Raw genomic sequence first — 24,833 nt, forward strand, 5'->3', positions numbered from 1 at the left:
CGGGTGCCTAGCCGCCATGCACCTGTTTGCTGTCGGCGGGGGCCTCGTCCCGTTCGAACATGCCGTAGTCGCGGATCACCGACACGACGCGCAGGCGGTAGTCGTCGAACATGATCTCGCGGCCCGCGCGCTGGGCGCCGCGATGCGCCTCGAGCCGGCGCCATGCGTCCAGGGCGGCCTCGTCGCGCCAGAAGCTGAGAGAGAGGAGTTTCTCGGGGTTGGTCAGGCTCTGGAAACGCTCGACCGAGATGAAGCCGTCGATGCCCTCGGCCAGCGGTCTCATCTTGGCTGCTATGTCGAGATAGGCGTCTTTCTGGTCGGCATGTGGCATGACTTCGAAGATGACGGCGATCATTCGGCTGTTCCTTTCTGTGGCTGGGACACACATTTCAGGAAGGTGCGGTCCTCGCGCAAGAGGAAGTTTTCCGCCTGGGCAAAGGCGTAGTTCTTACGCCCTAGCGGATCGGCGGCGAGGCGGGCGCGATAGGCTTCGTATTCGGCGAGGCTGGGGATGTTGTAGATGCCGTAGGCCAGTGTCGAGGAGGCTTCGTGCGGGGCGAAGTAGCCGACGAGGTCGGCCCCGCAGCGTGGAATGGCGGTGCCCCAGGCGCGGGCGTAGCGCGCGAACTGGGCGTGCTTGGTGGGGTCGATGTGGTAGCGGATGATGCAGGTGAGCATGGTGGGTCTCCTTTGGGTCGCCGCCTTTGTAGCGGATGGACGGGGCGCGATGGTTCGGTTAGCATCGAACTATGAAGGATGGCCCTGACATATCCCGCGTGGCCGCGCTGATCGGGGATCCGGCGCGGGCGAATATCCTGACCGCGCTGATGAGCGGCAAGGCGTTGACCGCCAGCGAGCTGGCGAGCGAGGCGGGGGTGACGCTGCAGACAGCCTCGGCGCATTTGTCCAAGCTGGAAGGGGGCGGTCTGATCGCGCTGCGGCGCGAGGGGCGGCACAAGTATTTCCGGCTGGCGGGCGACGAGGTGGCGGATGTGCTGGAGGCCTTGATGGGGCTGGCGGCCGGGACCGGCGCATTGCGGACGAGGCCGGGACCGCGCGACCCGGAGATGCGGCGCGCGCGGGTCTGCTATAACCATCTGGCCGGGGACATGGGGACACAGATGTATGACGCGCTGCTGGCGCGGGGCGTGTTGCGGCGGAGCGGTGACGCGCTGGAGCTGACGGACGCGGGGCGGAGGTTCGTGACCGGGTTCGGGATCGACCTGGAGGCCCTGCCGAAATCGCGGGCGCCGCTGTGCCGCGATTGCCTGGACTGGTCGGAGCGACGCTTGCACCTGGCGGGGCAGCTGGGACGGGCGATGTTGAGCCGGATCGAGGAGATCGGATGGGCGGCCCGCGTGACGGGGACGCGGGTGGTGCGGTTCTCGCGCGAGGGGGAAGCGGCGTTCGCGGAGATGTTCGGCGGGGGTGAGTGACAGGGGGGGACGCGTGGGTTTTCACCCACCCTACGCGGTGCGGGCCTGCGGTGACGGACAGCAGGCGCGGTGTGTGCGGGGCGTGTTCGGCGTGGGTGAGTGACAGGGGGGGAGGGACGCGTGGGTTTTCACCTACCCTACGCGGTGCCGGGCCTGCGGTGACCCCGATCAGACCTGGCGGCGTTTTTCGACCATGTCGCGGAAGGCGTCGGTGACGCTGTCATCCACGTGATAGCTGTGGTCGTCGTCGGGAAAGGCGCCGGAGCGCACGTCGGCGGCATAGTCGGACAGGCCCTTTACCGCCACCTCGGTCAGGTTCGCGTAGCGCTTGGTGAACTTCGGTTTGAAATCGGTGAACACGCCCAGGAGGTCGTAGCTGAGCAGGATCTGCCCGTCGGTGCCCGCGCCGGCGCCGATGCCGATGGTGGGGATCTCGAGCTCGGCGGAGATGATGCGGGCGATCGAGGCCGGCACCGCCTCGAATTCCAGCATGAAACAGCCGGCGTCCTGGATGGCCAGCGCGTCCTGCAGAATGTCCATCGCGTCTTCGGGCGTCTTGCCCTGCACGCGGAAGCCGCCATACATCGCGACCCGGTGCGGGGCCATGCCGATATGGCTGGCCGTGGGGATGCCGGCGGCCACCAGCGCCTTGAGGATGTCGGCCTGGCTGCGGCCGCCCTGGGGTTTGACCGCGTCGCAGCCGCCGTCCTGCATGAAGCGGGTGGCATTGGTCAGGGCGCGGTCGACCGTGTGGTAGCTCTGGTAGGGCATGCAGCCGAGCGAGAAGGTGTTGGGCGCGCCACGGCGGATGGCCTGGGCGTGCATTATCATCATGTCCATCGTCGCAGGCACGGTCGAGGCGTGGCCGTGGGCGATCATGGCGAGGCTGTCGCCGACCACCACCACGTCGACGCCCGCCGCCTCGGCCCATTGTGCCGAGGTGTAGTCGGGCACCGAGGTGTAGACCATGCGCGTGCCGTCATGTTTCGAGGCCCTGATCTGGGTGATTGTCCGTTTTTTCCGTTCGGTCATGTGGCCGTCCTCCCTTGAGCCGTCGAGGTGCCGCGCCGCGGGCTCGCACCGTATTGTCGGCAATTGATATATCATAAAGATATTAACTGGCAACGGCTGAATCCGCCGAAATGTCGATCGGTCCAGATTGCCGCGGCGATGGGGCCAGTGTAGGATTCGGCGCATGGCCATATCGGTGGAAAGCTTTTTCCTGTCGCCCGAGGCGGAAGGTACGTTGCAGGCGCAGATCCAGCAGATGATCGCGCAGGGCATCCTGTCGGGGCGATTCCGCAAGGGCGAGAAGCTGCCTTCTTCGCGCAAGATGGCCGGGCACCTGGGGGTGAGCCGGATCACGGTGACGCTGGCCTATACCGAGTTGCAGGCCAACGACTACCTGGAGAGCCGGGACCGCTCGGGGTATTTCGTGTCGCAGAACGCGCCGGAGCCGCCGGCATTCACGCCCAGTGCGGCGAAGGGGGACCTGATCGACTGGGGGCGGGCGATCGGGCGGCGCTACACGGGCGGGGCGACGCCGGAGAAGCCGCGCGACTGGTCGAGCTATCCCTACCCGTTCATTTTCGGGCAGACGGATCCGAGCCTGTTTGACCACGCAAGCTGGCGGCATTGCGCGTTGCGGGCGCTGGGGCAGAAGGAGTTCCAGGCGCTGGCGGCGGATGCCTATGACCAGGACGACCCCAAGCTGATCGAGTTCATCGCGCGGCATACGCTGCCGCGGCGGGGCATCCTGGCGGAGCCGGGGGAGATATTGCTGACGATGGGGGCGCAGAACGCGCTGTGGCTGACGGCGCAGGTGTTGCTGACCCAGCGGCGGACGGCGGCGGTGGAAGAGCCGTGTTACCACGCGCTGCGCGATATCCTGACGCAATCGCGCTGTCATATGGCGCCGGTGCCGGTGGATCGTGACGGGCTGCGCCCCGACGCCCTGCCGGAGCGGGCGGACGTGATTTTCACCACGCCGAGCCACCAGGCGCCCACGAATGCGACCATGCCGCTGGACCGGCGGCAGGACCTGCTGGCCCGCGCGCGGGAGATGGAGGCGCTGATCGTCGAGGATGACTACGAGTTCGAGATCAGCTTTCTGCGCGCGCCTCTGCCGTCGCTGAAATCGCTCGATACCGATGGGCGGGTGATTTACGTGGGCAGCTTTTCCAAGTCGATCTTTCCGGGGCTGCGGCTGGGTTACCTGGTGGGGCCGCAGGCCTTCATCCGCGAGGCGCGGGCGCTGCGGGCCAGCGTGCTGCGGCATCCGCCGGGGCATGTGCAGCGCACCACGGCCTATTTCCTGAGCCTGGGGCATTACGACAGCCTGATCCGGCGGATCGGCAAGGCCTATGCGCGGCGGCGGCAAGTGATGGAGACCGCGCTGGAGGATCACGGGCTGGGCGTGGAAGGGCGCGGCGTGTTCGGTGGAAGTTCGATCTGGATGCGGGCGCCGGAGGGGGTGGATACCGAGGACCTGGCCGAGCGCCTGCGCGCGCGTGGCGTGCTGATCGAGCCTGGGCGGCCGTTTTTCGAGGCCGCGAGCGCGCCGCGGAATTTCTACCGGCTGGCCTATTCCTCGATTCCCTCGGAGCGGATCGCGGACGGGATCGGGATACTGGCGAATGAGCTGGGGTCGTAAGGCCAGTTGGCGGCATGGTGCGAAATCGGTCGAACGCCTTGTTCAGGAGGCCGAAACGGACCCTGGCCGGATGCGCGGCATGCCGAAATTGCAGATTTTTGAGACCAAAAGTCTCAATAAAAATACTCGCTGGCTATAGTATGCAACGGAAACTGGCCCTAGAATGGGGGTGATTGCAAGGGTAGCTTCCCCTCAAACCGCGCCGGGGGAGGACCGGCCCTTTTCCATTGTTCAGGAGCACTCTCATGAAGATGACCACCGAAGAAGCCTTTGTCAAAACGCTGCAACGCCACGGAATCCAGCATGCGTTCGGGATCATCGGATCGGCGATGATGCCGATCTCTGACCTGTTCCCGAAGGCCAGGATCACGTTCTGGGATTGCGCGCACGAGGGCAGCGCGGGGATGATGGCCGATGGCTATACCCGGGCGACCGGCAAGATGAGCATGATGATCGCGCAGAACGGACCGGGCATCACCAACTTCGTCACCGCCGTGAAGACCGCCTATTGGAACCACACGCCGCTGCTTCTGGTGACGCCGCAGGCGGCCAACAAGACCATCGGTCAGGGCGGGTTCCAGGAAGTCGAGCAGATGAAGCTGTTCGAGGACATGGTGGCCTACCAGGAAGAGGTGCGCGACCCGACGCGCGTGGCCGAGGTGCTGGCGCGGGTGATCAGCCAGGCCAAGCGCCTGTGCGGGCCCGCGCAGATCAACATTCCGCGCGATTTCTGGACGCAGGTGGTGGATATCGAGATTCCGCACGCGATCGAGTTCGAGGTGAGCCCCGGTGGCACCAAGTCTGTGGCCGAAGCGGCCGCGCTGTTGTCGGACGCGAAGAACCCGGTGATTTTGAACGGCGCGGGCGTGGTGCTGTCGAAAGGCGGGATCGAGGCGTCGATGGAACTGGCCGAACGGCTGACCGCGCCGGTCTGCGTGGGCTATCAGCACAACGATGCCTTCCCCGGCTCGCACCCGCTGTTTGCCGGGCCGCTGGGCTATAACGGCAGCAAGGCGGGGATGGAGCTGATCAAGGACGCGGACGTGGTGCTGTGCCTGGGCACGCGGCTGAACCCGTTTTCCACCCTGCCGGGCTATGGCATGGAATACTGGCCCGCGAACGCCAAGATCATCCAGGTGGACATCAACCCCAACCGGATCGGCCTGACCAAGAAGGTGACCGTGGGGATCGTGGGCGATGCGGCCAAGGTGGCGCAGGGCATCCTGAAGAACCTGGGCGAGACGGCGGGCGATCACGAGCGCGAAGCGCGCAAGGCCAAGATCGCCGAGACCAAGAGCAAATGGGCACAACAGCTGGCCAGCATGGACCACGAGGATGACGACCCGGGCACCACCTGGAACGAGCGGGCGCGCAAGGACAAGCCGGACTGGATGAGCCCCCGCATGGCATGGCGGGCCATTCAGGGCGCTCTGCCGCGCAACGCGATCATCTCTAGCGATATCGGCAACAACTGTGCCATCGGCAACGCCTATCCGGATTTTGACGAGGGCCGGAAATACCTGGCACCGGGGCTGTTTGGGCCTTGTGGCTATGGCCTGCCGGCCATCGTGGGCGCCAAGATCGGGTGCCCGGACGTGCCCGTGGTGGGCTTTGCCGGGGACGGTGCGTTCGGCATCGCGGTCAACGAGCTGACGGCCATTGGCCGGAGCGAGTGGCCGGGGATCACGCAGATCGTGTTCCGCAACTACCAGTGGGGGGCGGAAAAGCGGAACTCGACGCTGTGGTTCGACGACAACTTCGTGGGCACGGAGCTGGATGATGACGTGAGCTATGCCGGGATCGCCAATGCTTGCGGGCTGAAAGGAGTCGTGGCGCGGACGATGGACGAGTTGACCGATGCGCTAAACACCGCGATCAAGGAGCAGATGGAGAACGGGACGACCACGCTGATCGAGGCGATGATCAACCAGGAGCTGGGCGAGCCGTTCCGCCGGGACGCCATGAAGAAGCCGGTGGAAGTGGCCGGGATCAGCGCCGACGACATGGTCGAGCAACGGGTCTGAGACGTCGCAATCCTGTGGCCCCGCGGGCATAGTATGCCACGCGGGGCCGATCAGGGCCCTGGACAGAGCGACAGAACAAGACATGACAGACCGATATCCCTTTCTCGCCGAGAGTGAGCCCACCTGCCCGCCATCGTTGCTGACGCGGGCGCAGGGCTTGCCGCGACCGCGCGTGGCGCTGGTGAATGCCGGGGCGCCGAACCCGTTGCAGGGGATCCGCGAGGCGGCCGAGGCCGGGCTGGCCGAGCCGGTGCTGATCGGGGACAGCGACAAGATCAAGGCCACGGCGAAGGAGATCGGGTGGGATATCGCGGGGCTGCCCTTGATCCACGCGCCGAAGGAGAGCGCCGCGCCGGTGGCGGCCGAGATGGCGCGGACCGGCGAGGTGGGCGCGATCATGAAAGGGCAGATCCATACCTCGACCTTTCTGAAAGGCCTGTTGCCGTCGGCGGCGGGGCTGCGCGAGAAGGGCACGCGCTGCGGGCACGTGTTTCACATAACCATGCCGGGGTCCGAGCGGCCCTTGCTGTTGACCGACGCGGCGCTGAATGTGGACCCGGACGTGGAGACGCGGCAGGCATGCCTGAGCCATGCGGTGATGCTGGCCTACAAGCTAGGGATCGAGCGGCCCAAGGCGGGGATATTGGCCCCGACCGAGGACCCGATCCCGACGGTGCCCAACACGATGGAGGCGGTCGAGATCGCCGAATGGGCTCAAGGAGCGCTGCCGGGGGCCGTGGTGCAGGGGCCGATGGCGATGGACCTGATCCTGTCGAAGGCGGCGGCAAAGGCGAAGAGCTACGAGTCCGAGGTGTCGGGAGATGCCGACATCATGCTGACGCCGAACATCACCACGGGCAACGCGCTGTTCAAGCTGATGTCGTTCGGCATGGGATGCTGCTGTGCCGGCGTGGTGCTGGGTGCTAAGGTGCCGATATTGCTGACCAGCCGGGCCCAGGGCGCGGAAGAGCGCATCGCGTCGGCAGCGCTGGGCGTGATCGGGGGGGCGGCATGATACTGGTCGTGAATGCCGGGTCGTCCTCGGTCAAGGTGGAGCTGTTCACGCCCGGGCTGGAGTCGGTACTGTCCGGATCGGTGACCGAGATCGGCGGGCAGGGAAGGTTGAGCCTGGACGGTGAGACGCAGGATGTTTCCGTTGCCGACCATACGGCGGCGTTGGGTCTGATATTCGAGAAGCTTGACGCGGCAGGACATCCGGTGTCGTCGCTGATCGCGGCGGGGCATCGCGTTGTGCATGGCGGGGCGCATCTGACGGCGCCGGAGCGGTTGACCGAAGACGTGATCGCCAAGATCGAGGCGGTGGTGCCGTTGGCGCCGCTGCACAATCCGCATAACCTGTCGGGAGTCAGGGCGTTGGAGGCACTGGTGCCCGACCTGCCGCAATTCGCAAGTTTCGACACGGCGTTTCATGCGACCAACCCCGAGGTCGCCGTGACCTATGCCTTGCCGCAGGTGGAGCGGGACAAGGGAATTCGGCGCTATGGCTTCCACGGTCTTTCCTATGCCGGGATGGTGGCGCAGTATGGCGAGGCCCTGCCTCGCCGGCTCTTGGGGCTGCATCTTGGAAATGGCGCGAGCCTTTGTGCGATGGTCGACGGCAAGTCCGTGGCAAACTCGATGGGGTATTCGCCGCTGGACGGCCTCGTGATGGGTACGCGGACCGGCACTATTGACGGGATGGCGGTGTTGCGGCTTGCCGAGGATCATGGGATCGAGAAAGCCGGGACCATCCTGAATAAGGAAAGCGGGTTGACAGCGCTGGCCGGAACCAACGACATGGCAACGCTGCTGAGCCGCGACGACGAGAATGCGCGATTTGCAGTGGAGCATTTCTGTTATTGGGCGGCGCGGCAGGCGGGGTCGGCCGTAGCTGCGATGCACGGTGTGGACGCCGTGGCGTTCACCGGGGGCATCGGCGAGAACGCTGATGCCATACGGGACCGTATCATGGAGCATCTCAAATGGCTGGGCGACATCCCCGTTCACGTGGTGCCCGCTGACGAGGAACGTCAGATCGCGCGGGATGTAGTCGGGTTGCTGCCCGGCTGAGCGCGCCGAGATTTGGCTTTTCCGGCTATGGCTTTCGGGAAAGCGAACGAAACCGAATTAAGTGGTCGCGGTGCGGTGGAAAGACCCATAGCGTGACGCAAAAGGGAACAAGGGAGGCGACGACATGCTGGATCAGCCCAAACTGGATACCTCGCCCAAGGTGTCCGACGAGGTGCGCAAGACCACCTGTTACATGTGCGCCTGCCGTTGCGGGATCAACGTGCATATGAAGGAGGGCAAGGTCGCCTATATCGAGGGCAACCGCGACCACCCGGTGAACAAGGGCGTGCTCTGCGCCAAGGGCAGCGCGGGGATCATGCAGCACAACGCGCCGGCGCGTCTGCGGGCGCCGTTGAAGCGGGTCGGGCCGAGGGGGTCGGGCGAGTTCGAGGAGATCAGCTGGGACGAGGCGCTGGAGATCGCCACCGGCTGGCTTGAGCCCTTGCGGCAGGAGGCGCCGGAGAAGCTGGCGTTTTTTACCGGGCGCGACCAGAGCCAGAGCTTTACCAGTTTCTGGGCGCAGAATTTCGGGACGCCGAACTATGCCGCGCATGGCGGATTTTGCAGCGTCAACATGGCGGCGGCGGGCATTTATACCATGGGCGGCGCGTTCTGGGAGTTCGGGCAGCCGGATTGGGAAAACACGAAGCTTTTCATGATCTTCGGCGTGGCAGAGGACCATGACAGCAACCCGATCAAGATGGGCATCGGGCGCGTCAAGGAACGCGGTGCCAAGGTGATCGGGGTGAACCCGATCCGGTCGGGATACAACGCTGTGGCCGACGAGTGGGTCGGGATCACGCCGGGGACCGACGGGCTGTTTATCCTGGCGCTGGTGCATGAATTGCTGCGGGCCGGGAAGATCGATTTGCGGTACCTGGCGGAGTATACCAATGCGCCGGTGCTGGTGAATTGCGATGCCAGTTCGCCGGAGCATGGCCTGTTGATGCGGGACGAGAACGGCAAGCTTCTGGTGATCGACCGGATCACCGGGGCGCCTGCGCCGTTCGACGAAAAGGGCGTGAAGCCGGACCTGTCGGCCAGCTATGAAAAGGATGGCGTGACGCACCGGCCGGTGATGCATCTGCTAGCAGAGCGGTACATGGGTAAAGACTACGCGCCCGAGGCCGTGGCGGAGCGCTGCGGCGTGAGTGCGCGGCGCATCCGGGCGATTGCGGCGGAGCTGGCAAGGGTCGCTTTCGAGGAAGAGATCGTGCTGGACCGGGAGTGGACGGATTTCCGGGGCGTGACGCACAAGACGATGGTGGGCCGCCCGGTGAGTTTCCACGCGATGCGGGGTATTTCGGCGCATTCCAACGGGTTTCAGACCTGCCGGAGCCTGCACCTGTTGCAGATCCTGCTTGGGTCGGTCGAGGTGCCGGGGGGCTTTCGGTTCAAGCCGCCCTATCCCAAGCCGGTCAGCATCCACCCGACGCCGCATTGCAAGGTGACGCCAGGCAAGCCGCTGGATGGACCGCACCTGGGCTTCGTGCGGGGGCCGGAGGATCTGGCGCTGAAGGAAGACGGCAGCCCTGCGCGGATCGACAAGGCGTTCACCTGGGAGAACCCGATGAGCGCGCATGGGATGATGCATATGGTCATCAGCAATGCCCATGCCGGGGACCCCTACAAGATAGACACGCTTTTCATGTACATGGCGAACATGGCGTGGAATTCCACGATGAACACGCGCGGCGTGATCGACATGCTGACGGACAAGGGCGAGGATGGCGAATACGTCATTCCGCATATCATATATTCGGATGCGTATAGTTCCGAGATGGTCGCCTATTCCGACCTGATCCTGCCCGACACGACATACCTGGAGCGGCACGACTGCATCAGCCTGCTGGACCGTCCGATCTGCGAGGCGGATGCCGCCGCCGACGCGATCCGCTGGCCGGTGGTGGAGCCGGACCGGGATGTGAAGGGATTCCAGACGGCGCTGGTCCTGCTGGCCAACAAGATGAAGCTGCCGGGATTCACAAACGAGGATGGCAGCGCCAAGTGGGCGGACTATGCCGATTACATCGTCAACCACGAGCGCAAGCCGGGCATCGGCCCGCTGGCCGGGTGGCGCAAGGGCGAGGATGGGCTGACCCACGGGCGCGGGGCGCCGAACGAGGACCAGCTGGAGAAGTATATCGAGAATGGCGGGTTCTTCGTGAACCATATCGCCGAAGAGCACGCCTATATGAAGCCGTGGAACATGGGCTATCAGGAATGGGCGGTGGGCATGGGCCTGTATGACAGCCCCCAGCCCTATATTTTCGATCTATATGCCGAGACTATGCGCAAGTTCCAGCTGGCCGCCGAAGGGCATGGGGAGCGGCAGCCGCCTGAGCACCTGCGCGAGCGGATCAAGGCGACGCTGGACCCGCTGCCGGTGTGGTACCCGCCGTTCGAGGACGGGCATGTGGACCCGGTGGAATATCCCGTGCACGCGCTGACGCAGCGGCCGATGGCGATGTACCATTCCTGGGGGAGCCAGAACGCGTGGCTGCGGCAGATCCACGGGCGCAATCCGCTCTACCTGCCGACCAAGATCTGGGAGGCGAACGGGTTTGCGGAGGGCGATTGGGCGCGTGTGACCTCGGCCCATGGAGAAATCACGGTGCCGGTGGCGCATATGGCGGCGCTGAACGAGAACACGGTCTGGACGTGGAACGCGATCGGCAAGCGCAAGGGCGCCTGGGCGCTGGAAAAGGATGCGCCGGAGGCCACGAAGGGGTTTCTGCTCAACCACCTGATTCATGAATTGCTGCCGCCCAAGGGCGACGGGCTGCGCTGGGCGAACAGCGACCCGGTGACGGGGCAGGCGGCGTGGTTCGACCTGCGGGTTAAGATCGAGAAGACGGCGGCGCCCGAGGAGGTGCAGCCGACATTCGCGCCGATCCGGTCGCCGGTGGGGACCGGGCCGGACGAGCTGCGCTGGAAGGTGGGCAAATGAGCGCGGGAATTTTCTTGAAAGAAAATTGGCAAGACTTGTCAAAAAATCCTGGGCGGAAAATGCGTGTTTTCCGGCCCATTTTCCGCGCGGAAAATGAGTGCGCGGAGGTGCGGCGGTGAGCGGCAAGGGCCTGACATTGATCGCCATACTGGCCTTCGTGATCTTCGTGGTCGGAACCTTTGTGTGGTTCATCGGCAAATGGGATTCGAGCGAGGACGCGCCCCAAAGCGGCGGCGTCCCAGCCAAGACAGAGGAGCGGCAAGCATGACGACGCTTCCCAAAACGACGCAGCGCAAGATGGGGCTGGTGATCGACCTGGACACCTGTGTCGGCTGCCACGCCTGCGTGGTCAGCTGCAAGGGGTGGAACACCGAGAATTACGGCGCGCCGCTGAGCGATCAGGACCCTTATGGTGACGACCCGCGCGGCACGTTTCTGAACCGGGTGCATTCCTACGAGGTGCAGCCGCTGGCCGAGAGCGGGATGCCGCATCCGGCGGCGCAGCTGATCCACTTTCCCAAGTCCTGCCTGCATTGCGAGGACGCACCATGCGTGACCGTATGTCCGACTGGCGCGAGTTATAAGCGGGTCGAGGACGGGATCGTTCTGGTGAACGAGAGCGACTGCATCGGCTGCGGTCTGTGTGCATGGGCCTGTCCCTATGGTGCGCGCGAGATGGACGCGGCGGAGGGCGTGATGAAGAAATGCACGCTGTGCGTCGACCGGATCTACAACGAAAATCTGCCCGAGGAGGATCGGGTGCCGGCATGCGTGCGCACCTGCCCGGCGGGGGCGCGCCATTTTGGGGATCTGGGCGACCCTGACAGCGATGTGTCCAAGCTGGTCGAGGAGCGTGGCGGCATGGACCTGATGCCCGAGCAGGGCACGAAGCCGGTGAACCAGTACCTGCCGCCGCGGCCCAAGGACCGGGTCATGGCCGCGCCCGACGCGCAGATCGACGTTCTGGCGCCGCTGCTGGCCCCCGTGGCCGAGGAGCCGAAAGGGTTCATCGGTTGGCTTGACAAAGCGCTGGAGAAGATCTGATGCATCCTGCCCCGTCCGTAATCGTATTCACCACGCTGTCGGGCCTTGGGTTCGGACTGTTGTTCTGGCTGGGGCTCGGGGTCATCGTGCCCACCGGATGGGTCGCGTTCACGTTCTTCGTGATTGCCTACCTGCTGGCGGTGGGCGGGCTGATGGCGTCGACCTTTCACCTGGGACACCCGGAGCGGGCGTTGAAGGCGTTCACGCAGTGGCGGTCGTCATGGTTGAGCCGTGAGGGCGTGTCCTCGGTCGCGGCGCTGGTGGTGATGGCTGTCTATGGCGCAGGGCTGGTGTTTTTCGACACGGCCTGGATGCTGGTGGGGGTGATCGGAGCCGTGCTGTCGGCGGTGACGGTGTTCACCACCTCGATGATCTACACGCAGATGAAAACCGTGCCGCGCTGGAATACACCGCTGACGCCCCTGCTGTTCATGGCGATTGCGCTGGCGGGTGGCGCGCTCTTGGCCGGGCAGGTGGCACTTGCGCTGATCCTGATGCCGGTGGCGGCGCTGGCGCAGGTGGCGTGGTGGCTGCGCGGGGACAAGGCGCTGGCGCAGAGCGGGACGGACATGTCGACGGCAACCGGGCTGGGGAGTATCGGCACGGTCAGAGCGTTCGAGCCGCCGCATACGGGCAACAATTATCTGCTAAGGGAATTTGTCTACGTGGTAGGGCGCAAGCACGCGCAGAAGCTGCGGTTGATTGCGCTCTTGTTCGGCTACACCGTGCCTTTCGTGCTGCTGCTGGTGCCGTTTTCGCATATCGCGGCGCTGGTGGCGGTGCTGGCGCATCTGGGCGGGATCGCGGCGTCGCGCTGGCTGTTCTTTGCGGAGGCCGAGCACGTGGTGGGCCTCTACTACGGCAAACGCTAGGCTTACAGGCGGTCGCGGCCCGGTCGCGGGTCGGTCAGGCCCCATTCATCCGTGACGGGATCCACCCGGCGTTCGCGGAAGCGCACCCAGCGGGCGCGGATGGCCCAGACGAGGGCGGCCAGCAGCGTCAGGAAGATGATGTTGAACCACGGGATGATGGTGACGTCGGGGCCGTCGACACGTTCGATCGAGATGGCGTTGGGGAAGATCGAGAAGAATTCGTTGCGCCAGCCGTAATGGGTGATCGATACCCATTTGGGGGATTCGGAGGTGGAGCGCAGGTCGGCGGCCTCGGCCTGAAGGTTCGAGGTATCGAACTTGAAATAGGGCGGCCAGCCCCAGCCGGTGTCTTCGTTGCGGTAGACCATGACGCCGCCATCGGCGAGCCGGGTCTGGATGAAGAAGATATCGCGGTTGGCCGTGCCTTCGGCGTCGCCGGTGCCGACGTTGGACCAGAAGATCGAGTTTTCGCCGAAGTCGATGCGCTTTTCGTACGTGTCGGTGACGCGCGCGATGTCGTGCTGCGGCAGAGTGTAGTGCAGGAAGCCCGCGACCAGCAGCCAGAAGGCGGCGACGAAGATCCATTTGATGTAGTGCATGGCGGCCCTCTTTGGCGTGTCGCCCTTGTATCTAGTGTCGCGCGAGCGATGGCAACAGGGGGCGGAGACGGTGGCCCCGGCGCGGAGGCCGGGGCGGTTTTTCTGATGGCGCTTTATCCGACCACGTTGAAGTCCGGCCCGTAGGGATAGCCAGTGATGTTCTCGTGGCCGTCCTCGGTGATCACCAGCACGTCGTGTTCGCGGTAGCCGCCGGCGCCGGGCTGGCCCTGGGGGATGGTCAGCATCGGTTCCATCGAGATGACCATGCCGGGTTTCAGCACGGTGTCGATATCCTCGCGCAGTTCGAGGCCCGCTTCGCGGCCGTAGTAATGCGATAGGATGCCGAAGCTGTGGCCATAGCCGAAGCTGCGGTACTGCAGCAGGTCACGCTCGGCCAGGAAGGCGTTGATCTGGTGCGTGACCTCGGCGCAGGAGATGCCGGGCTGTAGCAGGGACATGCCGTATTCGTGAGCGGCGATGTTGGCCTGCCAGATGGCGAGCGAGGCGGCGTCGACCTCGGCCGCGAACATGGTGCGTTCGAGGGCCACGTAATAGGCCGAGACCATCGGAAAGGTGTTGAGCGACAGGATATCGCCGCGTTGGAGTTGCCGGGATGTGACCGGGTTGTGGGCGCCGTCGGTGTTGAGGCCGGACTGGAACCAGACCCAGCTGTCGCGATACTCGGCATCCGGGAAACGGCGGGCGATTTCCAGTTCCATCGCGTCGCGCCCGGCCATGGCCACGTCGATCTCGCGGGTGCCGATGCGGACCGCGTCGCGGATGGCATGGCCGCCCACATCGGCGACGGCGGTGCATTGGTGGATGAGGGCGATTTCGGCCGGAGACTTGGCCATGCGCTGGGTCATGGTCTGACCGGCGATGTCGATCAGCTCTGCCGGGGCGAGGAAGTGGTCCAGCTTGCCACGTTGCTGCAGCGTCATGTGGTCGGACTCGAAGCCGATCACGCCGCCGGTGCCGGTGACGGACGCAATGGCGCGCCAGTAGTTGTCGCGCTGCCAGTCGGTATAGGTGATGTTGTCGCCATGGCAGCGGCGCCACGGCTGGCCCGCGTCGATGCCCGCCGAGATGGTAACGCTGTCTGTCGCCGTCACGACAAGGCCGTAGGGCCGCCCGAAGGCGCAGTAGAGAAAGCCCGAATAGTAGGCGATGTTGTGCATCGAGGTGAAGACGGCGGCGGTGACGCCGGTTTCCGCCATGATGCGGCGCAGGCCGGTCAGGCGCTGGTCGTACTCGGAGGCAGCGAAGGGCAACGGGGCCTTTTCGCCGTTGTGGAAGCGGTAGAATTCGGGGCGTGAGCCCGTCAGGTCTGTCTGGATTTGGGGTGCAGTCATAGTGTGACCCTCCTAATCAAAGAAAGGTCCCGGCGTTCAGGACTGTTGGGGTAGGAACCCGTGGTTGGGGCGACGCCATCGCCCGCGGGTCTGACGCTGTTCTTGCAGAGCGGGGCAGGTCTGGCAAGATGGTTTGCGACATTGCGAGGACGGGAACGGATCATGACGGCAAGACCGGGCAAGCGGAACCTGATCACGGATGTGCCGGGCATACTGGTGGGGCAGGCCGAAGATGCGGCGGTGAAGACCGGGGTGAGCGTTGTGGTGGGCGATGCACCTTTCACGGCGGGCGTGCACGTGATGGGCGGGGCGCCGGGCACGCGGGAGACGGATTTGCTGGCCCCGGACAAGGTGGTGGAGGAGGTCGATGCGCTGGTGCTGTCGGGCGGGACGGCGTTTGGCCTGGATGCGGCGTCGGGCGTGGCGGACGCGTTGCGCGCCGAGGGGCGCGGGTTTGCCGTGGGCGACCAGCGCGTGCCGATCGTGCCGGGGGCGATCCTGTTCGATCTGCTGAACGGCGGGGACAAGGATTGGGGGGAGAACCCATACAAGCGGCTCGGGCGCGCGGCGCTGGCGGCGCGGGGAGATGCGTTCGAGCTGGGGTCGTTCGGGGCCGGGACAGGTGCGGTGACGGCGGATTTCAAGGGCGGAATTGGCTCGGCCTCGGTCGTGCTGGCCTCGGGCGTGACCGTGGGGGCGCTGGTGGCGGTGAACGCGCTGGGCTCGGCCGTGGCGGGCGAGCGCGGAGAGTTCTGGGCGGCGCCGTTCGAGATGGAGGGCGAGTTTGGCGGATTGGGCGTGGCGCGGAGTTTCGGGGATGTGCAGGAGCCGAGGACGAAGCTGGGGCAGCATGCGGCGACGACGATCGGCGTGGTGGCGACGGATGCAAAGCTGACCCAGGCGCAATGCACGCGGATGGCGGTGGCGGCGCATGATGGGTATGCGCGGGCGCTGGTGCCGTCGCATACGCCCATGGACGGGGATCTGATCTTTGCCGCGGCCACGGGGCGCGGGGCGGTGCCGGATGTGGCGGGGCAGTTGGCACTGGGCCATGCGGCGGCGAGTTGCGTGGCACGGGCGATTGCGCGGGCAGTTTACGCGGCACGGCCTGCCAAAGGGGATGTGGTGCCGTGTTGGGTGGAGCGGTTCAGTCAGGGATGAGGCGCGTGGGCGCGTGGGTTTTCACCCACCCTACGCAGGGCCTTCGCGTCGGGCGCGTGTGGCGCGCGGCGGGAATTGAGTATTTTCGGCAAGAGAAAGCCGGGGTGGGTCAGTCGATGATGTCGTGGATCAGGGGGCTTTCGGGGTCCTTGAGGGCGTCGATGATGTCGAAGTGGTGACGGCCCTTGTCGATGCGTAGGGGGCAGGACCAGGCGTCGGCTTGCCAGCGGGCTTGGTCGAGGAAGACGGGGCGTTCCTCGGCGCCGACCCAGATGCGGGTGGGGATGCCGAGGCGGTCGGTCATGAGGGCCGGGCTTTCGGCGGCGGCGCTGGCTTCGGTAAGCTGGAACTGGTCGTTCATCGACGTCTGCAGCAGGGGGCGCAGGTCGGAGACCGGGGAGATCGGGGTGATGGATGTGATACGCTTGGCGAGGTCTGACGGCAGGAGGCCGGGCTGGGCCATGCGCGAGACGAGGTGGCCGCCGGCGGAGTGACCGGCAAGGGCGATGGGACCATCGGTCGTGCCCGCGATGGTCTGGATGGCGCGGGCGATCTGGTGGGTGATGTCGGCGATGCGGACATCGGGGCAGAGGTCGTAGGAGGGCATGGCGACGGACCAGCCACGGGCCAGCGCGCCGGTGGCGAAGTGGGACCAGTAGCTACGGTCGAAGCGGAGCCAGTAGCCGCCATGCACGAAGATGAGCGTGCCTTCGGGCGCGGCCTCGGGGCGGAAGATATCGTAGGCCTGGCGGGGCGTGTCGCCGTAGGGCAAGCCAAGATCGTCACGCTTGCGCGGGCGCGCTTCGCGGAAAGCGACGGCTTCCGCTGCCCAGCGCGGCGGGTAATCCTCGCCGCCGGGAATGTAGGGGACGTTGGCGTAGGCGTCGTCCAGTTTCATGATTTTCTCCTTTGGTCTGGCCCTAGACATTCCGTGCCCCAGATGCTTTGCCATGAGCAACAGTTTTTGCCGGAGGATGCGCCATGCTCGATACTGCCACCAACCTGAAATCGCTTTTGAAAGATCCCGACCTCCTGGCCGAGAAGGCCTATGCCGGGGGCAAGTGGGTCGACGGCGCGGATGGCGCGACCTTCGAGGTGGTGAACCCGGCGCGGGGCGACGTGATCGCCAACGTGGCGGACCTCGATCGCAAACAGGTGGCCGAGGTGATCGCGGGGGCCGCCAAGGCACAGAAGGACTGGGCCAAGTGGACCGGCAAGGAACGCGCCGCGGTGCTGCGCAAGTGGTTCGACCTGATGATGGAGCACCAGGACGACCTGGGCACGATCCTGACCGCCGAGCAGGGCAAGCCGCTGGCCGAGGCCAAGGGCGAGATCGCCTATGGCGCGTCCTTCATCGAGTTCTTCGGCGAGGAGGCCAAGCGGGTCTATGGCGAGATGATCCCGGGCCACCAGCGCGACAAGCGGATCATGGTGCTGAAGCAGCCCATCGGGGTGGCTGCATCCATCACGCCCTGGAACTTTCCCAACGCGATGATCACGCGCAAGGCCGCGCCCGCGCTGGCGGCGGGCTGTGCGTTCGTGGGCCGTCCGGCGGCGGAGACGCCGCTGTCTGCGACGGCGATGGGCGTGCTGGCCGAGCGGGCGGGCATCCCGGCGGGGGTGTTCAACATCGTGACCTCGTCGCGGTCGTCGGACATCGGCAAGGAGTTCTGCGAGAACCCGAACGTACGCAAGCTGACCTTTACCGGGTCCACCGAAGTGGGACGCATCCTGCTGCGGCAGGCGGCTGACCAGGTGATGAAATGCTCGATGGAGCTGGGCGGCAACGCGCCCTTCATCGTGTTCGACGACGCCGATGTGGATGCTGCCGTGGAAGGCGCGATCATGTGCAAGTTCCGCAACAACGGGCAGACCTGTGTCTGTGCCAACCGGATTTACGTTCAGGCCGGGGTTTATGACGCTTTCGCCGAGAAGCTGAAGGACCGGGTGAGCAAGATGAAGGTGGGCGACGGGCTGGAAGAGGGCACCGAGTTGGGGCCGCTGATCAACCCGGAAGCGTCCGAGAAGGTCGTGGAGCATATCGAGGATGCCAAGGCCAAGGGCGGCAATGTGATCCTGGGCGGCGCGGATGGCGAGATGGACGGCAACTTCTTCAAGCCGACGATCCTGACGGGTGTGACGCAGGACATGAAGGTGAGCCAGGAAGAGACGTTCGGGCCGCTGGCGCCCTTGTTCAAGTTCGAGAACGAGGATGACGTGATCGCCATGGCGAACGATACGATCTTTGGCCTTGCCAGCTATTTCTATGCCAAGGACCTGAGCCGCGTTTACAAGGTGGCCGAGGCGCTGGAATACGGCATTGTCGGCGTGAACACCGGCATCATCTCGACCGAGGTGGCGCCGTTCGGCGGGGTGAAGCAGTCGGGGCTGGGCCGGGAAGGCAGCCATCACGGGATCGAGGATTTCCTGGAGCTGAAATACGTCTGCATGAGCGTGTGAGGCACGGCATGGACGGCGGGTTTCACGGGGTTTTTCCCTATCTCGTCTCGCCGCTGGATGGCGAGGGCCGGGTCAACCGCGAGGTTCTGACCCGGCTTTGCGACGACCTGATCGAAGCGGGCGTGCATGGGCTGACGCCGCTGGGATCGACGGGGGAGTTCGCCTATCTGAGCTGGGAGCAGAAGCGCGACATCGTGGAGACGGTCGTGGCCGCCGCCAAGGGCCGGGTGCCGGTGGTGGCGGGCGTGGCGGCGACGACCACGTCCGAGGCGGTGCGGCAGGCGCGGGAATTCGCGGCGATGGGCTGTGACGGTATTCTTGCCGTGCTCGAGGCCTATTTCCCGGTGAGCGACGCCGGCATCAAGGACTATTTCACCGCCGTTGCGGCGGCGGTGGATCTGCCGGTTGTCATCTACACCAACCCGAATTTCCAGCGCAGCGACCTGAGCGTGGCTTTGATCGCGGAACTGGCGGAGGTCGAGAACATCCGTTGCCTGAAGGATGCGTCGAGCAACACCGGGCGGCTGTTGTCGATCATGGACCGGGTCGGCGACAAACTGGATATCTTTGCCGCCTCGGCGCATATTCCGGCCTGCGTGATGCTGATCGGGGGCAAGGGCTGGATGGCCGGACCCGCGTGCATCGTGCCGAAGCAGAGCGTGAAGCTTTATGAGCTGTGCAAGGTCGGGCAGTACCAGGCGGGGATGGAGCTGCAGCGCGAGCTGTGGGCGCTGAACCAGGCGTTTGCCAAGTACAACCTGGCGGCCTGCGTCAAGGGCGGGCTGGAATTGCAAGGTTATGACGTGGGCGCGCCGCTGCCGCCGCAGGATGGGTTGAGCGATGCGGGACGGGCCGATCTGAAGGCTGTGTTGAAGCGGGTCGGGGCGCTGTAGGTGGCATGAAGTCGTTCCAAGGTGGGATGAAATCCCACCCTACGATGTCGTGAAAATTTTTTCGCGGTTCGCCAAGGATTGACCGACGGGCGGCGTCCTACAATCGTGATGCGCATGACAGTCAGTGACGAAACCCTGGCCCGGGCCGCGGCCGATGGCGATGCGGCGGCGTTCTCGACCCTGGTCGAGCGGCATTACGATGGCGTGTTCCGTCTGGCCTTTCGGCTGACAGGAGCACGGGCCGAGGCGGAGGACCTGACGCAGGATGTGTGTGCGGCGTTGCCGGGCAAGCTGTCGGGCTTTCGCGGAGCGTCGAGGTTTACCACGTGGCTGTGGCGGGTGGTTGTGAATGCCGCCCATGACCGGCGGCGGCGCACGGCGGTGCGGGCGAGATACGCGGAAGGCTGGGGCGACTGGGAAGTGGACCGGCGGGCGGCGGACGCGGAGGTGGCGGAGGCCGTGGACTGGCTGACGCAAGCCATGCGCGCCCTGCCGGAAGAATTACGGGACACGCTGGCCCTGGTGCTCGATGACATGAGCCATGCCGAGGCGGGCGAGGTGCTGGGCATCTCGGGCGGCACGGTGGGCTGGCGCGTGTCGGAGGCCAAGAAACATCTGCGCGCGATGCGTGCGCGAGAGGAGGACGCATGAGCGACGACCTCGACGATCTGAAGGCCATGATGCGGGCCGCGACGCCGAAGCCGGATGCCGACAGGAAGGCGGCGGATCTGGCGTTGGCGCGGAAAAACTTTGCCGATCTCCAAGAGGTGCGGGATGGCGCACGTCAAACCTCTGATCGCCCGAAAGCGGGCCTTGTCAGAGGAGTGACGGATATGTTGATGCGGATGAATACGCGCGGGGCGCTGACGGCGACGACGGCGCTGGTGGCGCTGGGAATGGTCGTGGTGGTGCCGGACTGGCAAAACGCGCCGGCGCTGCGCGGGGCGCAGCCGGTGGTGACGGAAGCCGATGGCGACATGGCCGATGCGGTTCGGCGCAAAGCGCCTGCGCCGGAGGCGGCGGAGGAGATGGTGCTGGACGTCGCCCCGGCGGAGGAGCCTGCGCCGGAGGCCGAGGCGCCCCGGCCCGTGCCGATGCCGTCGCCCCAGGTGGCGCGCCCGGAGTCGGGCGTTGCAAAGCAGGGGCAGATGGCCCCGCAGGCGATGCAGTCGCAGGCCTTGTCCGATGCGGAGGGATATGCCGGGAGCGCGGCCAACACGACGCCGGTCGGGCGCATCGCGCGGCCGGATGCGGATGACGGGGTGGTCCTGCCGGAAAGCGATACCGAGGCGTTTCCCGAGGCCGCGCCGAACGCGCTGAAGATCACGGGCGAAGAGCCGGTGTCGACGTTTTCCATCGACGTGGATACGGCATCGTATGGTGTTGTGCGGTCGTCGCTGCGGGCGGGATACCTGCCGCCGCGGGAGGCTGTGCGGATCGAGGAAATGGTCAACTATTTCCCCTATGACTACGCCGCGCCCAAGGGTGGCGCGCCGTTCGAGCCGACGGTGAGCGTGACGGACACGCCGTGGAACCGGGACACGAAGCTGGTGCATATTGCGATCCAGGGCGAGGTGCCCCCCGTGGCGGACCGCCCGCCGCTGAACCTTGTATTCCTGATAGACACGAGCGGGTCGATGCAGGCGGCGAACAAGCTGCCGCTGCTCAAGCAGTCCTTGGCGCTGATGCTGCCGCAGCTGACCGAGCGGGACAGCGTGGCGATCGTGACCTACGCGGGCAGCGCGGGGCAGGCCCTGGCGCCGACACCGGCGACCGAGCGGGAGACGGTCCTTGGCGCGCTGGATCGGCTGGAGGCCGGAGGCTCGACCGCCGGGCAGGCGGGATTGCAGCAGGCTTATGCGCTGGCCGGGGAGATGAGCGGCGACGGAGAGGTGTCGCGGGTGATCCTGGCGACGGATGGGGACTTCAATGTGGGGATCAGCGATCCGGAAGCGTTGAAGGACTATATCGCGGAGCAGCGGGAGAGCGGCACCTACCTGTCGGTGATGGGGTTCGGGCGCGGCAATCTGGACGATGCCACGATGCAGGCGCTGGCGCAGAACGGGAACGGGCAGGCGGCCTATATCGACACGCTGTCCGAGGCGCAGAAGGTGATGGTCGACCAGGTGACCGGTGCGCTTTACCCGATTGCCGATGACGTGAAGATCCAGGTGGAGTTCAACCCGGCAGCCGTGGTCGAGTACCGGTTGATCGGGTACGAGACGCGTGCGCTGCGGCGTGAGGATTTCAACAACGATCGGGTGGATGCGGGCGATATCGGGGCCGGGCACCAAGTGACCGCGCTTTACGAGATCACGCCGGTGGGCTCGCCCGCGCAGATGAGCGACCCGCTGCGCTATGGCGAGGCGGAGGCGGTGCGCGGGGATGCAGGCGAGCTTGGGTATTTCAAGCTGCGGTACAAGGCGCCGGGTGAGGATGAAAGCCGGTTGATCGAGCAGGCTATCGTTGAGGGTGCCGAGGCTGGTTCAGAGGCGCGGTTCGCGGCGGCGATTGCCGGGTTCGGGCAGCTGTTGCGCGGGGAGACGTATCTTGGCGACTGGGGGTATGCGGAGGCGATTGCGCTGGCGAATGGGGCGAAGGGGGAAGACCCGTTCGGCTATCGGGCCGAGGCGGTGCAGCTGATGCGGCTGGCGGAGAGCCTGTCGCGGTGAGAGGCCCCGCGCGGAGTCAAGGCCGAAGGCCGCCGCGCGATCGCCAGACCGCCCCCCGGGCTGGCGATTGGGTGACGTTGGTGCTTCGATCGGAGGTCTTGCGGAGGTGGCGAGGATAAAGTGAGCTGAACAAATGTTGGTCGCCATCCCGCGGTCTGGCAATCGCGCGGCTTGGAAACAAAAAACGCCCCGTGGCTGCCACGGGGCGTTTCGCGCGGTAGGATCTGTCGTTTAGTTGACAGTTTCGGCGTCAACGACGTCTTTCTGCGTGGACGTGCCGCTGGCGATCTCGATGCGGCGGGGTTTCAGCCGCTCGGGCACTTCGCGCACCAGGTCGATATGCAGCATCCCGTCGGTATGGGTCGCGCCGGTGACCTTGACGTGGTCGGCCAGCTGGAACTTGCGTTCGAAGGCGCGGGTGGCGATGCCACGGTGCAGGTAGGTGCGGTCGCCGTCTTCTTCGGCCTTGCGGGCCGAGACGATCAGCGCGCCTTCGCGCAGTTCGACCGACAGTTCGTCATCGCTGAAACCGGCGACAGCGATGGAGATGCGGTAGGCATCGTCGGCGGTCTTTTCGATGTTGTATGGGGGGTAGGTGGGGTGATTGACGTCACCGGCAAGGACGCGGTCCATCATGTCGGCAATCTGGTCAAACCCGATGGATGCCCGGTAGAGCGGGGCAAGATCAAAGTTACGCATTGGAATCCTCCGTTGAGCGATACCTATGTGGGTGCCTTCCCGGATGGGACAGGCGGTCATGACCGACCCGCGATGCGGCGTCGGACGACCGTTATTTGGGGAGGGAAAAACCCGGTTTCAAGACCTCTGTGCGGCTTTGAAACGCGGTGCAACGTCCAATCGTCGCGCGCGCGTGGTCTGGCCGATGCCTCGGATCAATGGCGAAACGCTTCAGGGTTTTGCGAATTTCGGACCGGGATGCGTGCCCGCGGTGGCTTGGCCGTTCGTTCCGGTGGGGGGAAAGAGCGCGGTCTTGGCGCTGTTGCGGCGTATGCCTGTGCTGGTCGGAAACGTGCTGGGCATCGCGCGCAGCTTGCGTTTCAGGGCGTCGACGGTGTCGGGCAGCTCCATGCCGTAGGCGATGGTGGTTCCGTGCTCGGTCTTGCGGCCGCCGACCACGAGGCTGACGATGCGGGCGCGATACCCGCCATCCGAGAACACCGGCGCGCCGGACGAGCCGAAGGTCACGTTGCAGTCGAAGGAAATCAGGCCCTGGCCCCGGCGCAGGACATCGCATTCCCGCTCCCACGACAAGGCATCGTCGCGGTGCCGGCCATAGGACACCACGCTGACGTCATCGCCACGGGTGGGGTTCATGTGCAGCGCGAAGGGGCTGGCGGTGGCGGTGGGGATAGCGACGCTGAGTTCCAGCAGGGCGACGTCGCGGCGGATATTGTCCGCCGACATCCCGTCGGAGGGCGCATAGCCATCGGCCACCACGTAGCGGCGAATGTTGCGCGCGGCGATGGCGGCCCCGTCGCGCAGCCCGGCGCGGAAGACGATCCGCTCGGGCAGAAGCGGCGCGCCGTGCTTATCGAAGACGCAATGGGCCGCCGTCAGCACGAGGTTGTCCGCGATAAGCGTGCCGGTGCAATAGCTGTCCTGCCCGAGGTCGACGCGGCCCACGGCCTCCCACCCCAGCAGATCGTCGCGGTTGGTCAGCCTGATCAGCTCGCTGGGCGTGGCCAGAGTCGGCAGGGCGACGCTCGCGACGAAGGCAGACAGAGACAGCAGGCGGCGGATCATGTCAGTCCAGGTCCGGAGAGGCGAATTTCGCCCCTGTGTCGCGATTCTGGCCGGTCGAGAACATCTCGGACCGGGCCTGGTTTTCCAAGCGGGCGCCACTGTCGAGCGCGTCGCGCATCATGGCCAGGGGCCTGTCGAGCGAGGCCCCCAGCGCGACCTTCTTGCCGTGGATCTCGGCCATGGCGGAGACCACCGAGACGATCCGCGGATCGCCGTTGTCATCGAAGGAAAAGACCGGCGAGCCGGACGCGCCGTAGTCGACGTCGCAGGACATCACCAGTACGCCGCTGCGCTTTTCCAGGACCTGGCACATATCCTGCAGCGAGGGCGCTTCGGAACGTTCGCGGGCATAGCTGACCAGGCCGATGCGTTCATGCTTGCGCGGCTGGGTGTCGGTCAGGAACGGGGCGACGCCGGATTTGGCGATGGGATGATGCAGTTCCAGAAGCGCGATGTCGTTGCGCACGCGGGCGGCGTCGATCCGGTTGGAGTAATCGTATTCGGGATGCACCACGGCGCGGCGGACCCAGCGATAGGCGGTGGCGCGGCCATTGCGCCAGCCGGCCAGGAACTCGATCTGCTGGGTGTCGACGGGCTTGCCGGTGGTGGCATCGAACAGGCAGTGCGCCGCCGTGAGCACCAGGTCCGGCGCGATCAGGGCGCCGGTGCAAAAGCCGCTGCCGCCGATGTCGATACGCCCCACGGCCTGCCACTGGCGGCCGTCATCGGTGGTGTCCAGCCGCTGGAGCATGGCATCCTGCGCGGTCGCAGGCGACATGGACCAGAGCAAGGCCACGACCAGCCCTGTGAAACGCATTCTGTCGAACAAACCGGGTGCCTCGCTTGATTTGAAAGCGTGCTACCGGCGCAATATGTCGAAAAT

The 24,833-nt window shown here is 65.6% G+C and carries 23 protein-coding genes; 14 read left to right on the plus strand and 9 right to left on the minus strand.

The genetic code is table 11. From position 1 onward, the window contains the following. Positions 1 to 7: 7 nt before the first annotated feature. Together ACQY4V_RS18090 and ACQY4V_RS18095 are read right to left on the minus strand one after the other, a co-directional pair. Positions 8 to 355, minus strand: coding sequence for an antibiotic biosynthesis monooxygenase family protein (locus ACQY4V_RS18090; protein ID WP_428514080.1), 348 nt, complete (start codon positions 353 to 355; stop codon positions 8 to 10). Further along, the gene (locus ACQY4V_RS18095) at positions 352 to 678 is read right to left on the minus strand and encodes an NIPSNAP family protein (RefSeq protein WP_428514082.1); all 327 of its coding nucleotides are present in this window, start codon (positions 676 to 678) and stop codon (positions 352 to 354) included. Before ACQY4V_RS18095 ends, ACQY4V_RS18090 begins: the two co-directional genes overlap by 4 nt. Before the next feature lie 71 nt (positions 679 to 749). Between ACQY4V_RS18095 and ACQY4V_RS18100 the strand changes: the two genes are divergently transcribed. Continuing rightward, complete coding sequence (locus ACQY4V_RS18100) at positions 750 to 1,436, plus strand: ArsR/SmtB family transcription factor (RefSeq protein ID WP_428514084.1); 687 nt, start codon at positions 750 to 752, stop codon at positions 1,434 to 1,436. A 168-nt stretch (positions 1,437 to 1,604) separates the two neighbouring features. Here the strand turns inward: ACQY4V_RS18100 and panB are convergent, their stop codons facing one another. After that, positions 1,605 to 2,468, minus strand: coding sequence for a 3-methyl-2-oxobutanoate hydroxymethyltransferase (gene panB / locus ACQY4V_RS18105; RefSeq protein ID WP_428514086.1), 864 nt, complete (start codon positions 2,466 to 2,468; stop codon positions 1,605 to 1,607). Positions 2,469 to 2,631: 163 nt separating this feature from the next. Here panB and ACQY4V_RS18110 point away from each other — a divergent pair, with 163 nt between their 5' ends. The 8 genes from ACQY4V_RS18110 (at position 2,632) to ACQY4V_RS18145 (ending at position 13,049) form a co-directional block, all read left to right on the plus strand. Then, entirely contained in the window at positions 2,632 to 4,089 is a 1,458-nt protein-coding gene (locus ACQY4V_RS18110) for a PLP-dependent aminotransferase family protein (RefSeq protein WP_428514088.1), read from the plus strand. 245 nt (positions 4,090 to 4,334) lie between these two features. Continuing rightward, positions 4,335 to 6,113: a sulfoacetaldehyde acetyltransferase gene (xsc, locus tag ACQY4V_RS18115; protein ID WP_428514090.1), complete on the plus strand. Its 1,779-nt coding sequence runs from the start codon at positions 4,335 to 4,337 to the stop codon at positions 6,111 to 6,113. An 82-nt stretch (positions 6,114 to 6,195) separates the two neighbouring features. Further along, the gene (locus tag ACQY4V_RS18120; protein ID WP_428514092.1) at positions 6,196 to 7,128 is read left to right on the plus strand and encodes a phosphate acyltransferase; all 933 of its coding nucleotides are present in this window, start codon (positions 6,196 to 6,198) and stop codon (positions 7,126 to 7,128) included. Further along, on the plus strand, positions 7,125 to 8,183 hold the full coding sequence (locus tag ACQY4V_RS18125; protein ID WP_428514094.1) for an acetate/propionate family kinase: 1,059 nt from the start codon (positions 7,125 to 7,127) through the stop codon (positions 8,181 to 8,183). Before ACQY4V_RS18120 ends, ACQY4V_RS18125 begins: the two co-directional genes overlap by 4 nt. 124 nt (positions 8,184 to 8,307) lie before the next feature. Then, positions 8,308 to 11,133: a molybdopterin oxidoreductase family protein gene (locus ACQY4V_RS18130; RefSeq protein ID WP_428514096.1), complete on the plus strand. Its 2,826-nt coding sequence runs from the start codon at positions 8,308 to 8,310 to the stop codon at positions 11,131 to 11,133. 115 nt (positions 11,134 to 11,248) lie between these two features. Continuing rightward, positions 11,249 to 11,401 (plus strand): hypothetical protein, encoded by a 153-nt coding sequence (locus tag ACQY4V_RS18135; RefSeq protein WP_428514098.1) that lies wholly within the window; start codon positions 11,249 to 11,251, stop codon positions 11,399 to 11,401. Next, positions 11,398 to 12,177: a 4Fe-4S dicluster domain-containing protein gene (locus ACQY4V_RS18140; protein WP_428514100.1), complete on the plus strand. Its 780-nt coding sequence runs from the start codon at positions 11,398 to 11,400 to the stop codon at positions 12,175 to 12,177. The genes ACQY4V_RS18135 and ACQY4V_RS18140 overlap by 4 nt, the downstream gene beginning before the upstream one ends. Continuing rightward, a complete protein-coding gene (locus ACQY4V_RS18145; protein ID WP_428514102.1) occupies positions 12,177 to 13,049 on the plus strand; it encodes a dimethyl sulfoxide reductase anchor subunit family protein in 873 nt (290 codons plus the stop codon). The genes ACQY4V_RS18140 and ACQY4V_RS18145 overlap by 1 nt, the downstream gene beginning before the upstream one ends. Positions 13,050 to 13,051: 2 nt before the next feature. Here the strand turns inward: ACQY4V_RS18145 and ACQY4V_RS18150 are convergent, their stop codons facing one another. Further along, positions 13,052 to 13,648, minus strand: a complete 597-nt coding sequence (locus ACQY4V_RS18150) for a DUF1523 family protein (protein WP_428514104.1) — start codon at positions 13,646 to 13,648, stop codon at positions 13,052 to 13,054. A gap of 113 nt (positions 13,649 to 13,761) precedes the next feature. Beyond that, entirely contained in the window at positions 13,762 to 15,000 is a 1,239-nt protein-coding gene (locus ACQY4V_RS18155) for an aminopeptidase P family protein (protein ID WP_428514106.1), read from the minus strand. Positions 15,001 to 15,162: 162 nt separating this feature from the next. Between ACQY4V_RS18155 and ACQY4V_RS18160 the strand changes: the two genes are divergently transcribed. Further along, positions 15,163 to 16,161, plus strand: coding sequence for a P1 family peptidase (locus ACQY4V_RS18160; RefSeq protein WP_428514108.1), 999 nt, complete (start codon positions 15,163 to 15,165; stop codon positions 16,159 to 16,161). Between the two features lie 109 nt (positions 16,162 to 16,270). Here the strand turns inward: ACQY4V_RS18160 and ACQY4V_RS18165 are convergent, their stop codons facing one another. Beyond that, positions 16,271 to 17,059, minus strand: coding sequence for an alpha/beta hydrolase (locus tag ACQY4V_RS18165; RefSeq protein ID WP_428514110.1), 789 nt, complete (start codon positions 17,057 to 17,059; stop codon positions 16,271 to 16,273). Between the two features lie 83 nt (positions 17,060 to 17,142). Here ACQY4V_RS18165 and ACQY4V_RS18170 point away from each other — a divergent pair, with 83 nt between their 5' ends. The 4 genes from ACQY4V_RS18170 to ACQY4V_RS18185 all read left to right on the plus strand — a co-directional run bounded on the left by ACQY4V_RS18170 (position 17,143) and on the right by ACQY4V_RS18185 (position 22,186). Continuing rightward, the gene (locus ACQY4V_RS18170) at positions 17,143 to 18,621 is read left to right on the plus strand and encodes an NAD-dependent succinate-semialdehyde dehydrogenase (protein ID WP_428514112.1); all 1,479 of its coding nucleotides are present in this window, start codon (positions 17,143 to 17,145) and stop codon (positions 18,619 to 18,621) included. A gap of 8 nt (positions 18,622 to 18,629) precedes the next feature. Next, a complete protein-coding gene (locus ACQY4V_RS18175; protein ID WP_428514114.1) occupies positions 18,630 to 19,514 on the plus strand; it encodes a dihydrodipicolinate synthase family protein in 885 nt (294 codons plus the stop codon). Positions 19,515 to 19,628: 114 nt separating this feature from the next. After that, positions 19,629 to 20,165 (plus strand): RNA polymerase sigma factor, encoded by a 537-nt coding sequence (locus ACQY4V_RS18180; protein ID WP_428514116.1) that lies wholly within the window; start codon positions 19,629 to 19,631, stop codon positions 20,163 to 20,165. Continuing rightward, on the plus strand, positions 20,162 to 22,186 hold the full coding sequence (locus tag ACQY4V_RS18185) for a vWA domain-containing protein (RefSeq protein ID WP_428514118.1): 2,025 nt from the start codon (positions 20,162 to 20,164) through the stop codon (positions 22,184 to 22,186). Before ACQY4V_RS18180 ends, ACQY4V_RS18185 begins: the two co-directional genes overlap by 4 nt. Before the next feature lie 231 nt (positions 22,187 to 22,417). On the opposite strand, the gene ACQY4V_RS18190 is transcribed toward ACQY4V_RS18185, so the two are convergent. The 3 genes from ACQY4V_RS18190 to ACQY4V_RS18200 form a co-directional block, all read right to left on the minus strand. After that, positions 22,418 to 22,885, minus strand: coding sequence for an Hsp20 family protein (locus tag ACQY4V_RS18190; RefSeq protein WP_152490801.1), 468 nt, complete (start codon positions 22,883 to 22,885; stop codon positions 22,418 to 22,420). 210 nt (positions 22,886 to 23,095) lie between these two features. After that, positions 23,096 to 23,950, minus strand: coding sequence for a trypsin-like serine peptidase (locus tag ACQY4V_RS18195; protein WP_428514120.1), 855 nt, complete (start codon positions 23,948 to 23,950; stop codon positions 23,096 to 23,098). Position 23,951: 1 nt separating this feature from the next. Continuing rightward, complete coding sequence (locus ACQY4V_RS18200) at positions 23,952 to 24,767, minus strand: trypsin-like serine peptidase (protein ID WP_428514122.1); 816 nt, start codon at positions 24,765 to 24,767, stop codon at positions 23,952 to 23,954. Positions 24,768 to 24,833 lie beyond the last annotated feature (66 nt).

It is taken from the genome of Roseovarius sp., from assembly GCF_965277045.1.
In the GTDB taxonomy this organism is placed as follows: domain Bacteria; phylum Pseudomonadota; class Alphaproteobacteria; order Rhodobacterales; family Rhodobacteraceae; genus Roseovarius.

Bases quoted from the DNA above. Each gene is read 5' to 3' on its own strand.
- ACQY4V_RS18090 (WP_428514080.1), bottom strand. From the start codon at position 355: ATGATCGCCGTCATCTTCGAAGTCATGCCACATGCCGACCAGAAAGAC.
- ACQY4V_RS18095 (WP_428514082.1), bottom strand. From the start codon at position 678: ATGCTCACCTGCATCATCCGCTACCACATCGACCCCACCAAGCACGCC.
- ACQY4V_RS18100 (WP_428514084.1), top strand. From the start codon at position 750: ATGAAGGATGGCCCTGACATATCCCGCGTGGCCGCGCTGATCGGGGAT.
- panB (WP_428514086.1), bottom strand. From the start codon at position 2,468: ATGACCGAACGGAAAAAACGGACAATCACCCAGATCAGGGCCTCGAAA.
- ACQY4V_RS18110 (WP_428514088.1), top strand. From the start codon at position 2,632: ATGGCCATATCGGTGGAAAGCTTTTTCCTGTCGCCCGAGGCGGAAGGT.
- xsc (WP_428514090.1), top strand. From the start codon at position 4,335: ATGAAGATGACCACCGAAGAAGCCTTTGTCAAAACGCTGCAACGCCAC.
- ACQY4V_RS18120 (WP_428514092.1), top strand. From the start codon at position 6,196: ATGACAGACCGATATCCCTTTCTCGCCGAGAGTGAGCCCACCTGCCCG.
- ACQY4V_RS18125 (WP_428514094.1), top strand. From the start codon at position 7,125: ATGATACTGGTCGTGAATGCCGGGTCGTCCTCGGTCAAGGTGGAGCTG.
- ACQY4V_RS18130 (WP_428514096.1), top strand. From the start codon at position 8,308: ATGCTGGATCAGCCCAAACTGGATACCTCGCCCAAGGTGTCCGACGAG.
- ACQY4V_RS18140 (WP_428514100.1), top strand. From the start codon at position 11,398: ATGACGACGCTTCCCAAAACGACGCAGCGCAAGATGGGGCTGGTGATC.
- ACQY4V_RS18145 (WP_428514102.1), top strand. From the start codon at position 12,177: ATGCATCCTGCCCCGTCCGTAATCGTATTCACCACGCTGTCGGGCCTT.
- ACQY4V_RS18150 (WP_428514104.1), bottom strand. From the start codon at position 13,648: ATGCACTACATCAAATGGATCTTCGTCGCCGCCTTCTGGCTGCTGGTC.
- ACQY4V_RS18155 (WP_428514106.1), bottom strand. From the start codon at position 15,000: ATGACTGCACCCCAAATCCAGACAGACCTGACGGGCTCACGCCCCGAA.
- ACQY4V_RS18160 (WP_428514108.1), top strand. From the start codon at position 15,163: ATGACGGCAAGACCGGGCAAGCGGAACCTGATCACGGATGTGCCGGGC.
- ACQY4V_RS18165 (WP_428514110.1), bottom strand. From the start codon at position 17,059: ATGAAACTGGACGACGCCTACGCCAACGTCCCCTACATTCCCGGCGGC.
- ACQY4V_RS18170 (WP_428514112.1), top strand. From the start codon at position 17,143: ATGCTCGATACTGCCACCAACCTGAAATCGCTTTTGAAAGATCCCGAC.
- ACQY4V_RS18175 (WP_428514114.1), top strand. From the start codon at position 18,630: ATGGACGGCGGGTTTCACGGGGTTTTTCCCTATCTCGTCTCGCCGCTG.
- ACQY4V_RS18180 (WP_428514116.1), top strand. From the start codon at position 19,629: ATGACAGTCAGTGACGAAACCCTGGCCCGGGCCGCGGCCGATGGCGAT.
- ACQY4V_RS18185 (WP_428514118.1), top strand. From the start codon at position 20,162: ATGAGCGACGACCTCGACGATCTGAAGGCCATGATGCGGGCCGCGACG.
- ACQY4V_RS18190 (WP_152490801.1), bottom strand. From the start codon at position 22,885: ATGCGTAACTTTGATCTTGCCCCGCTCTACCGGGCATCCATCGGGTTT.
- ACQY4V_RS18195 (WP_428514120.1), bottom strand. From the start codon at position 23,950: ATGATCCGCCGCCTGCTGTCTCTGTCTGCCTTCGTCGCGAGCGTCGCC.
- ACQY4V_RS18200 (WP_428514122.1), bottom strand. From the start codon at position 24,767: ATGCGTTTCACAGGGCTGGTCGTGGCCTTGCTCTGGTCCATGTCGCCT.